This is a genomic window from Devosia sp. YIM 151766 (genome assembly GCF_030285925.1).
GTDB lineage: Bacteria > Pseudomonadota > Alphaproteobacteria > Rhizobiales > Devosiaceae > Devosia.
The window spans coordinates 1,638,552-1,651,275 of record NZ_CP127251.1 but is presented as its reverse complement, the minus strand read 5'-3'; the positions used below and the strand labels follow the sequence as shown (position 1 = coordinate 1,651,275).

Annotated in this window: 11 protein-coding genes; 8 read left to right on the top strand and 3 right to left on the bottom strand. The window is 62.7% G+C overall.

Annotated features, from left to right (window positions below):
* Positions 1-56: 56 nt before the first annotated feature.
* The gene (locus O9Z70_RS08040) at positions 57-719 is read right to left on the bottom strand and encodes an alpha/beta hydrolase (protein ID WP_286018305.1); all 663 of its coding nucleotides are present in this window, start codon (positions 717-719) and stop codon (positions 57-59) included.
* A gap of 352 nt (positions 720-1,071) precedes the next feature.
* Between O9Z70_RS08040 and O9Z70_RS08035 the strand changes: the two genes are divergently transcribed.
* From O9Z70_RS08035 to O9Z70_RS08000, 8 genes are all read left to right on the top strand, one after another.
* A complete protein-coding gene (locus O9Z70_RS08035; RefSeq protein WP_286018304.1) occupies positions 1,072-2,217 on the top strand; it encodes a cysteine desulfurase family protein in 1,146 nt (381 codons plus the stop codon).
* A gap of 125 nt (positions 2,218-2,342) precedes the next feature.
* Positions 2,343-3,872: a Fe-S cluster assembly protein SufB gene (sufB, locus tag O9Z70_RS08030; RefSeq protein WP_286018303.1), complete on the top strand. Its 1,530-nt coding sequence runs from the start codon at positions 2,343-2,345 to the stop codon at positions 3,870-3,872.
* A 172-nt stretch (positions 3,873-4,044) separates the two neighbouring features.
* A complete protein-coding gene (gene sufC, locus O9Z70_RS08025) occupies positions 4,045-4,806 on the top strand; it encodes a Fe-S cluster assembly ATPase SufC (RefSeq protein WP_286018302.1) in 762 nt (253 codons plus the stop codon).
* A gap of 6 nt (positions 4,807-4,812) precedes the next feature.
* Positions 4,813-6,024: a Fe-S cluster assembly protein SufD gene (sufD, locus tag O9Z70_RS08020; protein ID WP_286021936.1), complete on the top strand. Its 1,212-nt coding sequence runs from the start codon at positions 4,813-4,815 to the stop codon at positions 6,022-6,024.
* Between the two features lie 80 nt (positions 6,025-6,104).
* Positions 6,105-7,325: a cysteine desulfurase gene (locus O9Z70_RS08015; RefSeq protein WP_286021935.1), complete on the top strand. Its 1,221-nt coding sequence runs from the start codon at positions 6,105-6,107 to the stop codon at positions 7,323-7,325.
* Between the two features lie 11 nt (positions 7,326-7,336).
* On the top strand, positions 7,337-7,723 hold the full coding sequence (locus O9Z70_RS08010; protein WP_502870174.1) for an SUF system Fe-S cluster assembly protein: 387 nt from the start codon (positions 7,337-7,339) through the stop codon (positions 7,721-7,723).
* Positions 7,724-7,776: 53 nt separating this feature from the next.
* Positions 7,777-8,157, top strand: coding sequence for a HesB/IscA family protein (locus O9Z70_RS08005; protein WP_502870173.1), 381 nt, complete (start codon positions 7,777-7,779; stop codon positions 8,155-8,157).
* Between the two features lie 215 nt (positions 8,158-8,372).
* Complete coding sequence (locus O9Z70_RS08000; RefSeq protein WP_286021934.1) at positions 8,373-9,638, top strand: 3-phosphoshikimate 1-carboxyvinyltransferase; 1,266 nt, start codon at positions 8,373-8,375, stop codon at positions 9,636-9,638.
* A 168-nt stretch (positions 9,639-9,806) separates the two neighbouring features.
* On the opposite strand, the gene O9Z70_RS07995 is transcribed toward O9Z70_RS08000, so the two are convergent.
* Both O9Z70_RS07995 and O9Z70_RS07990 read right to left on the bottom strand, forming a co-directional pair.
* Positions 9,807-10,874 carry a GGDEF domain-containing protein gene (locus O9Z70_RS07995; RefSeq protein ID WP_286021933.1) on the bottom strand — a complete coding sequence of 356 codons (1,068 nt, stop codon included), beginning with the start codon at positions 10,872-10,874 and terminating at the stop codon, positions 9,807-9,809.
* A 142-nt stretch (positions 10,875-11,016) separates the two neighbouring features.
* Positions 11,017-12,420 (bottom strand): DEAD/DEAH box helicase, encoded by a 1,404-nt coding sequence (locus tag O9Z70_RS07990; protein ID WP_286021932.1) that lies wholly within the window; start codon positions 12,418-12,420, stop codon positions 11,017-11,019.
* Positions 12,421-12,724: the final 304 nt, after the last annotated feature.

The following is a 12,724-nucleotide window of genomic DNA, read 5'->3' as shown; positions in this document are numbered from 1 at the left end:
TCCCCGCTTTCGCGGGGTTGCCTCCGTGGTGGTTTCAATCGCATTCAGTGCGCCCCTCAGCGCCCGCCGCCATCCGCGATCTCCTGACGGCGACGGTCGAGATATTCGGCGCAGCGCGTGGTCAGTTCATCGACCTTGCCTTCGAAGAAGTGGTTGGCGCCATCGACGATCTGCTGCTCGATGGTGATGCCCTTCTGCGTCTTGAGCTTGTCCACCAGCTTCTGCACCGATTGCGGCGGGGCCACGCGGTCCTTGTCGCCATGGATGATCAGGCCCGAGGAGGGGCAGGGGGCCAGGAAGGAGAAATCGTAGAGGTTTTCCGGCGGCGCCACGGAAATGAACCCTTCCACTTCCGGGCGGCGCATCAGCAATTGCATGCCGATCCAGGCGCCGAAGGAGAAACCGGCGATCCAGCAGCCGCGCGACTCGCGATTGATGGTCTGCAACCAGTCGAGCGCCGCGGCGGCATCGGACAATTCGCCGACGCCATGATCGAACGCGCCTTGCGAGCGGCCCACGCCGCGCGAATTGAAGCGCAGCACCGAAAAGCCGCGCTCGGCGAACATGTAGAACAGGTTATAGACGATCTGGTTGTTCATCGTCCCGCCGAATTGCGGGTGGGGATGCAGCACAATGGCAACCGGCGCATTGGGCTCCTTGCCCGGCTGGTACCGGCCTTCGAGGCGCCCTTCCGGGCCATTGAAGATCACTTCAGGCATAGGTTCGTTTCCGGCCTTTCAGGCTTTATCACAATGGTCAATTCGGGCCCGGGAAAGCACTCTGCGCGGCTTGACTAAGCGCTGTGCTCTCCCTAAAACATGGGTCCGAAAACCAGTTTAGAATTGTTCAAAAACGGGTTCTGGCCGGTTTGCGGCCAGCTAGAGCGCCCCTTGTAATGATGTTGGGCTCGAAAATTCAAGAAGTGTTTGGTTTTGGCGAGGCGTCAGGGTCTCGGGCCGGGCATATAAGATATGACGGACGCGCAGGCGTCGCGGCCTGACGCGGGAGCCGGGAACGGGTTTTCCGCTGCGGTCGTACAACATGGACGGGGCCCGTGGTCCCAAAGGTAAGATGACGAGACCGGCGGTCTATCTTGATCATAATGCCGCGTCCCCGCTTCGTCCCGAGGCGAGGGCGGCTCTGCTTGCCGCGCTCGAACTCCATGGCAATCCATCATCCGTCCATGCCCATGGACGGGCCTTGCGCAACCTCATCGAGACCGGCCGGCAGCAGGTCGCACGGCTTGCCGGCGCCGAAACCCGTCAGCTGGTCTTTACCGGTTCGGCCACCGAAGCGATCACCCAGGCGATCGTCGGCGGCGTCAGGAGTTTTTCGGCAGGCGCCATAGCCGTCAGTGCGGGGGAGCACGCCGCCGTCCAGAAGGCGGCGGAAGCCACGGGCCTGCCTGTATGGACCATCGCGCTCGATGGGCAGGGCTGCATTGATCTCGATCAAGTCGCGGCAATTCTCAGTCGCGCCGATGACGAAGGGATCACGCTGCTGGTCGCCCTGCATTGGGTCAATAATGAAACCGGCGTGGTGCAGCCGATGGGCCTTATCAACGCGCTGGTCGGTCCCACCCGTCACACGCTTTTCATCGACGCCGTTCAGGCCTGCGGCAAGCTGCCTCTGGATTTTGCCGCTTCCGCACCCGACATGATGGCTATAAGCGGCCACAAGATCGGCGCTCCCGCCGGCATCGGCGCCTTGTTGGTCAAGGGTCATGCCGACATCGTCCGGCTCATTCCCGGCGGCGGGCAGGAGCAGGGCCGGCGCGGCGGCACCGAAGCCACGGCCCTGATTGCCGCTTTCGGCGCAGCCGCCGAGGCAGCGGTTTACGATTACGACGCCATCACTGCGCTGACCGGCCGCGTCGAGGCCGGGTTGCGGGCCATGGCGCCCGATACGGTGATTTTCGGCGCCGAGGCCGAGCGGGTGGGCAATGTGGTCAATTTCGCCGTGCCCGGCCTGCGCAACGCCACCGCCATGATGGCGCTGGATCTGATGGGCCTGTCGGTGTCGTCCGGCTCGGCCTGCTCGTCGGGCAAGGTCGGCGCCAGCCATGTGCTTGCCGCCATGGGCGTCGACAAAACGCTGGCCGAAAGCGCCCTGCGCGTCAGCTTCGGCTGGAATTCCACCGGCGAGGATGCCGAGGCGTTCCTGGCCGGTTTCGAAACGCTCCTCTCCCGCCGGCGGCGGGAAGGGAAAGCGGCTTAAGCGTTCTCAGGAAGAGTGCCACCGCTTTTCCGTTTCGAGAATGCGCCAAAGAAAGGCGGCCTGGCCGTCACTATCTATTCGTTCGCGACGGCCTTGAACCGTCGATGAGCTAAAAGGAGAGCCTTATGGCGGACTACGATATTCCAACGCTCAAGGAAGAGATCGACCGGGAAACCGTCGAGCAGGTTCTGGCGCTTGACGTCGACAAGTACAAATACGGCTTCGAGACCGATATCGAATCCGATGTCGCGCCCATCGGCCTCGATGAGGATACGGTCCGTATGATCTCGGCCAAGAAGCAGGAGCCGGAATGGATGCTGGAATGGCGTCTCGACGCCTTCCGCCGCTGGCAGACCATGGACGAGCCGAGCTGGGCCAAGGTGCATTATCCCAAGATCGACTTCCAATCGATCAGCTATTATGCGGCGCCGAAAGCCTTCAAGGGCCCCCAAAGCCTCGATGAAGTCGATCCCGAATTGCTGCGCACCTATGAAAAGCTCGGCATTCCGCTGCGCGAACAGGCCATTCTGGCCGGCGTCGAAGGCGCGGGCGAGCCTACCGGTTCTCCCTATAGCGGCAATGTCGCGGTCGACGCGGTCTTCGACTCGGTTTCGGTGGTCACCACGTTCCGCGAGGAACTGGCCAAGCACGGCATCATTTTCTGCTCGATCTCGGAAGCGGTGCGCGAATATCCCGATCTGGTGAAGCAATATCTGGGCACGGTCGTTCCGGTGTCCGACAATTATTACGCAACTCTCAATTCGGCGGTCTTCACCGACGGGTCTTTCGTTTACATCCCCAAGGGTGTGCGTTGCCCCATGGAGCTCTCGACCTATTTCCGCATCAACGAGCGGAATACCGGCCAGTTCGAGCGTACGCTGATCATCGCCGACGACGATAGCTATGTGAGCTATCTCGAAGGCTGCACCGCGCCGATGCGCGATGAGAACCAGCTGCATGCCGCGGTGGTGGAGCTGGTCGCCCTCGACAATGCCGAAATCAAGTATTCCACCGTCCAGAACTGGTATCCGGGCGACAAGGACGGCAAGGGCGGCATCTACAATTTCGTCACCAAGCGCGGCGATTGTCGCGGGGTCAATTCGCACATCTCCTGGACTCAGGTGGAAACCGGCTCGGCCATTACCTGGAAATATCCGAGCTGCATCCTGCGCGGCGACGGTTCGCGCGGCGAATTCTATTCCATCGCCATTTCGAACGGCTATCAGCAGATCGACAGCGGCACCAAGATGATCCATCTGGGCAAGAACACGTCCAGTCGCATCATCTCCAAGGGCATCGCCGCCGGCTTCTCCGACAACACCTATCGCGGCCAGGTCTCGGCCCATGCCCGGGCGACCAATGCCCGCAATTTCACCCAATGCGACAGTTTGTTGATCGGCGACAAATGCGGGGCTCACACGATTCCTTATATCGAGAGCCGTAATGGCACCGCCGTGTTCGAGCACGAGGCCACCACGTCGAAGATTTCCGACGATCAGATGTTCTACTGCCTGCAGCGCGGCCTCGACGAAGAAGAAGCCGTGGCGCTGATCGTCAATGGCTTCGTCCGCGACGTGCTCCAGCATCTGCCGATGGAATTCATGGTCGAATCCCAGAAGCTGATCGCCATCAGTCTTGAGGGGAGCGTGGGCTAGGGGCCGAAGGCCCTCTCACCCGGCGCTATGCGCCGACCTCTCCCCCAAGGAGAGGTGAAGAACAGACATTGCGGCTCCCTCCCGCCTTTCCCTCCGGGGGAGAGGTCGCCCGAAAGGCGGGTGAGGGGGCCTTCAACGAAACCGGCGACTGACTGGCGCCATGGAGAAAAAAATGACCACTCCCGTATTGGAAATCCGCAATCTGCACGCCCGTATCGAGGAACGCGAAATCCTCAAGGGGGTGAGCCTCGTCATTCCGCCCGGCCAGGTGCATGCCGTCATGGGCCGCAATGGTTCGGGCAAGTCCACGCTCAGCTATGTGCTGGCCGGCAACGAGAATTATGAGGTCACCGAGGGTGAGGTTCTGCTCAACGGCGAGAACATCCTCGAAATGGCGCCCCATGAGCGGGCCGCCGCCGGCCTGTTCCTGGCCTTCCAATATCCGATCGAAATTCCCGGCGTCGCCACCATGACCTTCCTCAAGGCGGCCATGAACGCCCAGCGCAAGGCGCGTGGCGAGGGCGAATTGACGACCCCTGAATTCATGCGCGCCGTCAAGGAAGCCGGGGCCCAGCTCAATATCGACAGCGACATGCTCAAGCGCCCACTCAATGTCGGCTTTTCCGGCGGCGAGAAGAAGCGCGCCGAAATCCTCCAGATGGCGCTGCTCAAGCCCTCGCTGGCCGTGCTCGACGAAACCGATTCCGGGCTCGACATTGACGCGCTCCAGGTCGTCTCCAAGGGGGTCAACGCCCTGCGCGACGGCCAGCGGGCCATGCTGGTCATCACCCATTACCAGCGCCTGCTGAACCACATCGTGCCCGACGTGGTGCATGTCTTCTCCGATGGCCGGATCGTGGAAAGCGGCGACAAGGACCTGGCGCTCCAGCTCGAAGCCAAGGGCTATGCCGGTTATGACGATAAGGCGGCCTGAGACATCATGCGATCCAATTTTCCCGTTCGTCTCGGCGCCGCCGAGCAAGTCCTGATCGATCAGCTCAAGTCCGTCGGCGCCGACCAGGTGGCCGAGCGCATCAATGTGGCCGGCCTGCCCACCCGCCGCGTCGAGAGCTATCATTATACCGACCTCAAGACCCTGCTGCGCGCCGTGCCGGCGCTCGGCCAGCCGGCCAATGAAGCCGGCGCTCCGGCGCTGCACGTGCCCGGCGCCTTCAACCTGACGATCGCCAATGGCGCGATCCAGAACGCGGCCGCGGCCCCGGCCGGCGTGATTGTCGGCAAGGCCAATGGCGGCGTGCTGACGACACGCGACGACATGCTCGTCCACGTCAACAATGCGTTGACGAAAGAGGCCCTGACGCTAAACCTCGAGAACAAGGTCGAACCGGTCATCCAGATCGATCGCCGCTTCGAGGGCGAAGCCGCCCATGTGGCTGATGCGCTTAAGGTTTTCGTGGCCGACAATGCCTCCGCCATCATCCTCGAAACCTTTTCGGGCTCCGATGCCGCCCATGTCGGCAACCGCGCCACCTATATGGCTTTGGGCAAGAATGCCGTGGTCACCCACATTACCATCGACCTGAATGGCCGTGGCGTCTCGCATTTCGCGACCAACGAATATCATCTTGCCGACGGCGCCAAGCTGCGGACGCTGATCATCCATGCCGGGGCCGGGCTTTCGCGCACCAATCTGTTCCCGACGCTTGGCGGCGCCGAAGCCCATGCCGACGTCACCGGGCTCAACATGGTGTCCGAGGGGCAACATGCTGATATCACGATGGAAATCACCCATGCGGTGCCCCATACCTCGTCGCAGCCGCTGTTCAAGTCCATCACCCGTGGCCGCTCCAAATCGGTGATCCAGGGCAAGCTGATCGTCGCCCGCGACGCACAGAAGACCGACGCCAAGTTCATGCATCAGGGCCTGATGCTGTCCGACGAGGCGGAAATCCTGAGCAAGCCCGAGCTGGAAATCTATGCCGACGACGTCGTCTGCGGCCACGGTTCCACCTGCGGCAAGCTGGACGAGGATAGCCTCTTCTACCTGCTCAGCCGCGGCATCCCCAGGGCCGAGGCGGAAACCATGCTGGTTCGCGGCTTCATCGCCGAACTCATCGATCCCGTTGAAGACGAGGCCCTGAACGAAGCCCTGCAAGGCGTCGTCGACGACTGGCTCGCGGGCGAGGAATAGGCCAGGCCGGGGCCTCCCGGCTCCATTGCCTCCCTCCCCTCGAGGGGAGGGAGAACAGAAGCGGCCAGATTGGATATGTAATGACCTTCGATCTCGAAAAAATCCGCGCCGATTTCCCGCTTCTGTCGGAACAGATCCACGGCCAGCGCCTGGTCTATCTCGACAGCGGCGCCTCGGCCCAGAAGCCGGTTCAGGTCCTCGAGCGCATGGATCATGGCTTCCGGCATGAATATGCCAATGTTCACCGAGGCTTGCACACGCTGGCCAATCGGGCGACCGAAGGTTACGAGGCCGGCCGCGAAAGCGTTCGCCGCTTCCTCAATGCCGGTCGGATCGAGGAAATCATCTTCACCAAATCCGCCACGGAATCGATCAATCTGGTCGCCGCGTCCTTTGTCGGCCCGCGCCTTCGCGAAGGCGACGAGATCGTCACCACGATCATGGAGCACCATTCCAATATCGTGCCCTGGCATTTTCATCGCGAGCGCCGGGGCGCGGTGATCAAATGGGTGGATGTGACCGAGGATGGCAGCCTCGACATGCAGGCCTTCGAGCGCTCGCTGACCGACCGGACCCGTATCGTCGCCGTTACCCATATGTCCAACGTGCTTGGCACCGTCAATCCGATCAAGGAGATGGTCGCCATTGCCCATGCGCGCGGCATTCCGGTCCTGGTCGATGGTTCCCAGGCCGCCGTGCACATGCCCGTCGACGTTCAGGACCTCGACGCCGATTTCTACATCATGACCGGCCATAAGCTCTATGGCCCGACCGGCATCGGCGTGCTTTACGGCAAATACGATCTGCTGGCCGAAATGCAGCCCTATCAGGGTGGCGGCGAGATGATCGATACCGTCACCCTGGACGGCGTCACCTATAACGAGCCGCCCCACCGCTTCGAGGCCGGCACCCCGCCCATCGTCCAGGGAATGGGCCTCGGCGCCGCGCTCGACTATATGGAAAGCCTCAGCCTGGACGCCATAGCGGCCCATGAGCGCGAGGTCGCCGATTATGCCCAGGAGCGCCTCAGTCGCATCAATTCGCTGCGCCTGATCGGCTCGGCGCCGGGCAAGGGCGGCATCTTCTCCTTCGAGATCGCCGGCGCCCACGCCCATGATATCGCCACCATTCTCGATCGCTATGGCATCGCCGTCCGCGCCGGCACCCATTGCGCCCAGCCCTTGCTGCACCGTTTCGGCACCACCTCTACCTGCCGCGCCTCTTTCGCCCTATATAACGGCAAGGACGATGTGGATGCGCTGGTCGATGGCATCGAGCGCGCCCGGAAATTTTTCGCCTGAGGAAGGCAGTCATGACCGAAGAGACCAAGACCGAAATCGCCGCCGATGCCCGGATGGCATCCAGCCTGCCCTCCGGCCTGCCGGAAGGCGAGGTCGAACGCATCACCAGCGATCTGATCGGCGCCCTCAAGACCGTCTATGATCCCGAAATTCCGGTCGACATCTACGAACTCGGCCTCATCTACAGGGTCGATCTCGACGACGACCGGAATCTGGTGATCGACATGACGCTCACCGCTCCTGGCTGTCCGGTGGCCGGCGAAATGCCCGGTTGGGTGGAAAATGCCGCGCGCGGGGTGGAAGGCGTCCAGGACGTCACCGTCAACATGGTTTTCGATCCGCCCTGGGATGCGTCGCGCATGAGCGAGGAAGCACAAGTTGCGTTGAACTGGTGGTAATTCCGCGCGTTTCGGCCTATATATCGTAACATGCCGATAGAAGGTGCCTGCCGATGCCGTTCAAGATCATGTCGCTGACCGATGCCGCCGCCGAGCGCATCACCGAGATTGTCGAGGATTCGGACAAGCCGGTCATCGGCCTGCGCGTGGGCATCAGGAATGCCGGCTGCGCCGGCGTCTCCTACACGATGGAATATGTCACCGAGCCGATAAATGGCGACGACCATGTCGAGGACAGGGGCGTCAATGTCTGGGTCGATCCCAAGGCGACCATGTATCTGCTCGGCACCGTCATGGATTTCGAGGCCGGCAAGCTCGGTTCCAGCTTCACCTTCAAAAACCCCAACCAGACCAGCGCCTGCGGCTGCGGCGAAAGCGTCACCCTGGCCGCCGCCGACCTCAAGGCCCTGGCCGAGGCTAGGGCAGGGGCCTGACCAGCACCGGCCCCTCAACGCCAAGCTCCAAGCCCCACAGACCTCATCCTGAGCCTGTCTAAGGACGAGGTCGCGGCCCCGGTGTCTCTGCCCTCATGGTTCGACAAGCTCACCATGAGGTCTTGGGCAACATCCCGCCCAAACGGCCTCAAATAGCCCCTTTATCGGCCGATCCAGTTGCACAGACCAATCGGCTAGTGCATTGATCCTTCATTATGAACGATCTTCCCCTCGCCTATACCATCACCCCGCCCCTTTCTCCGTTGACCGGCCGCGTTTCGCCTCCGGGGAGCAAGTCGATCACCAATCGCGCCCTGTTGCTCGCCGCCTTGGCGAATGGCACCAGCCGCCTCACCGGCGCGCTCAAGAGCAAGGACACGGTGCTGATGGCCCGCGCCCTGCGTGAAATGGGTGTGACGGTGGAGGAACCGGACGCCACTACTTTTCTCGTCACCGGCACCGGTCGGCTCGCCGCGCCCCCCAGGGCGCTCTTTCTGGGCAATGCCGGCACCGCCACGCGCTTCCTCACCGCCGCCGTCGCCACTATCGAGGGCACGGTCATCGTCGATGGCGACGAGGATATGCGCCTGCGCCCGATCAGGCCGCTGGTGGACGCGCTCAATTCCCTCGGTATTGCCGCCGATGCGCCCACCGGCTGCCCCCCGGTCACTGTTCGCGGCACCGGTCATTTCGGCACGGGCAGGGTGGAAATCGATGCCTCGCTGTCCAGCCAATATGTGTCCGCTTTGCTCATGGCGGCGCCTTTCGGCGCTGGCCCGGTCGAAGTGGCGCTCACCGGCAAGGATATCGGCGCGCGCGGCTATGTCGATCTGACGCTGGCCGCCATGCGCGCCTTCGGCGCCGAGGTCGAATCCCGCGACGACGGCTCCTGGCTGGTCCAGCCGACCGGCTACAAGGCCGCCGATTTCCATATCGAGCCCGATGCCTCCGCCGCCACCTATCTCTGGGGCCTCGCGGCGCTGACCGATGGCGCGATCGATCTCGGCGTCCCCGCCAATGCCTTCACCCAGCCCGACGCCGCCGCGCAGGCGCTGATCGCGGCTTTTCCCGACATGCCGGCAATCATCGACGGCTCGCAGATGCAGGACGCCGTGCCCACCATGGCCGTCCTCGCCGCCTTCAACAATCGTCCGGTCCGTTTCGTCGGCATCGCCAATCTGCGCGTCAAGGAAACCGACCGCATCCGCGCCGTCGCCAATGAACTCAACCGCATCCGCGCAGGCCTGGCGCGCGAGGAGGGGGATGATCTGGTGGTCAATGCCGATCCGTCCCTGTCGGGACAGACCTTGCCGGCCCGCATCGAGACCTATCACGATCACCGCATCGCCATGAGCTTCGCCCTGGCGGGCTTGCGCATTGGCGGCATCACCATTCTCGACCCGTCCTGCACCGGCAAAACCTACCCGGAATATTGGGATATGCTCTCGGGCCTGGGGGTGGAATTGACGGCGACGGAATAGGCGGTCTCACTTCTTGAGATTGGGCTATCGCATTTGGCTTCGATAGCGCCCTTCCCAGGATCGTCACCCTCGCGCTCGACACGAGGGTGACGAGCGGGGTTTGAGGCAAACGGGCAAGGGGCCAAGGGCAGGGGAGCAAAGGAGCCCAGCCGCCAAAAACGATGGGTCTCAGGCTATCGATACGTTCTTGTCGGAAACGTCATCGATCTCGACCAGCTCGTCTTCGCTGACGACGCGATTGCGCCCGGCATGCTTGGCGGCATAAAGGCACTGATCCGCCCGTTCGATCAAGGTCATGGCGCTGTCCGCCGCCCGGAAGCGCGCCACGCCGAACGAGGCGGTGATCCGGCCCAGCTTTTCGTTGGTGGAGCGCTTGAGCAATTCCTTGGCCTGAATGGCCTTGCGGATATTTTCCGCCACGATGATCGCGCCTTGCAGATCGGTCGAGGGCAGGATGGCGGCGAATTCCTCGCCGCCATAGCGGGCGGCGAGATCCTTGCCCTTGATGTTGGACTTCAGCGTCATCGCCACCAGCCGCAGCACCTGGTCGCCAGTCTGGTGGCCGAAAGTGTCGTTGAAATTCTTGAAATGGTCGATGTCGATCAGCATGAGGCAGAGCGGATCGCCGCTCCGGACCGATGCGGCGATGCCGTCCGCGAGCCCTTCATCGAAGCTCTTGCGATTGGCGATCTTGGTCAGCGGATCGAGCATGGATTCGCGTCGCACATCGTCGAGGTCGCGTTGCAGCGCCGAGATGTCGTCGCGCGACGCCTCCAGCTTCTGCTCCAGTTCGCGATTGGTGTTCTGCATGCGGCGCGTCTCGGTCAGCAGCCTGGTCGCCAGGGTCTTCATCGCCTCGCCGCCCAGGTCGCGTTCCAGGTCGCCCGCCGCCGATTGCAGCGAGCCGGAATAGGCATTGGCCGTGGTCATGGCGGCGTCGATCGCGTCATGCACCGATTCGATGCGCGCATGCATGCGTTCCGACACGCTCGACATGCGATCGTTTACATCGGATTTGAGGAATTCGTTGTAGAGCGTTTCGGCCAGATCGGTCGATGGCGAAGTGCCGCTGCGGAAAATGGCGTTGATGCGGTTATTCAGCGAGGGATTCACGCCGGTGGCGTAAGTATAGAGCAGTTCGTAGAATTGCGGATAGGGCGGAATCTGACTGCGCTTGAGCAGGTCAAACGCCGCATTGGCATAGCCGAGCGCCCGTATGAATTCCTGGTCCGACACTGCTCCCCCCGCGCATAGTTGCGCCGACCTGCAAAGTAACCGAAAACCGAGGCGACGTATATGTTGTCGTGGCCGCTTCGGTGAACTCAATCACAACTTGGCAGGATTCGATAGTTGAGTGTCGGTTATATTTGCGGGCCCGTCAGGACGCTCTGGTGGAACGCAGCAGGAAAGCTGGAACAGGTCCCGCCGAACCGAACGGACCGTCTGCGGCCTCGGCTTCACTGATGTCCTCGGCTTTCTTGTCGCGGCGGCGCGGTTCCGGCCGCGGCTCCGCCTTGACCGGTTCGGCCTTGGCGGCGGCGACCGGGCTTGCAGCTTCTTCGGCCGGTGCGGTTTTGCGGCGGCGCGACGGCCTCGCCTTGGGCGGTTCCGCCTGCTCGGCCGTTTCCGGCTTCTCGGTCTTTCGGCCGCTTCCCGGCTCTTCGACCCATTCCAGCGGCTTCTGGATCAGCTTGAGGATGGCGTCCAGGTTCTTCTCCTCGGACGGCGCGACCAAGGTATAGGCGACGCCGGAGCGGCCGGCGCGGCCCGTGCGGCCGATGCGGTGCACGTAATCTTCGGCATGCACGGGAACGTCGAAATTGAACACATGGCTCACGGCCGGAATATCGAGGCCGCGCGCCGCCACATCGCTGGCCACCAGCAGGGTCAGCTTGTTGGTCTTGAAGGCGTCCAGCGTCTCCATCCGGCTTTTCTGGTCCATGTCGCCATGCAGGGCGCCGGCGGAATATTTGTGCCGCTGCAGGGACCGGGCCAGCGTCGCCACGTCGCGCTTGCGATTACAGAAGATGATGGCGTTGGTCAGCCCCTCGGCGGCGTCGATGCGCTTGCGCAAGGCGGCGCGCCGTTCGTCCGGCTTGGCGGAGACCCTGACCAGCTTCTGGTCGATCGTGTCGGCGGTGGATGCGGCGCGCGACACATGCACATGCACCGGGTCCTTGAGGAATTTCTTGGTCAGCCGCTCGATCTGGGCGTCCATCGTGGCCGAGAACAGCATGGTCTGGCGGCGCGGCGGCAGGCGCGAGCAGATTTTCTCGATGTCGTCGATAAAGCCCATGTCCAGCATGCGGTCGGCTTCGTCGATGACGAGGATCTCAACGCCGGTCAGCAGGATTTTGCCGCGCTCGAACTGATCGAGCAGGCGGCCGGGCGTAGCGATCAAGACATCGACGCCGCGATCCAGCTTCTTGTTCTGGTCCTCGAAGGACACGCCGCCGATGATCAGGGCCATCGAAAGCCGGTGGTTCTTGCCGTATTTCTCGAAATTTTCGGAAACCTGCGCAGCAAGTTCGCGCGTCGGCTCCAGAATGAGCGTGCGCGGCATGCGGGCGCGGGCGCGGCCGGCTTCCAGCAGGGTCAGCATGGGCAGCACGAAGCTCGCCGTCTTGCCGGTGCCGGTCTGGGCGATGCCGATCAGGTCCTTCTTCTCTAGAAGGTGCGGGATAGCCTGGACCTGGATTTCGGTTGGCTTGGTATAGCCTGCCGCGGCCACCGCGTCGGTAACCTTGCTGGACAAGCCCAGTCCGGAGAAAGTATCGGTCAAGTCGGTCGTTCCACTCAAGGATGCTGTCCGGTGTCGCTCCTGGCAGGATTGCCCGGGTCGCGCGACCGGTATTTGGAAGTCGACAGGCGCCATCCTGCGGACGGTTCCTGCGTGGGTGCCAACCAATCGACGAATTCCTCAGCACCCGCGGCTCGGGCATCGACAACCTGCCATTGGCCGTCTGCACGCCCCGTCGGTCATCCAGGCGCTGCGGCGGCGAGTAATGCCTGCGCGCACTTGGTAACAATACCGGCGGCGCGGACCATAACGCAAAGGCCCGGCCTGTCAACAATATTGGCCATGT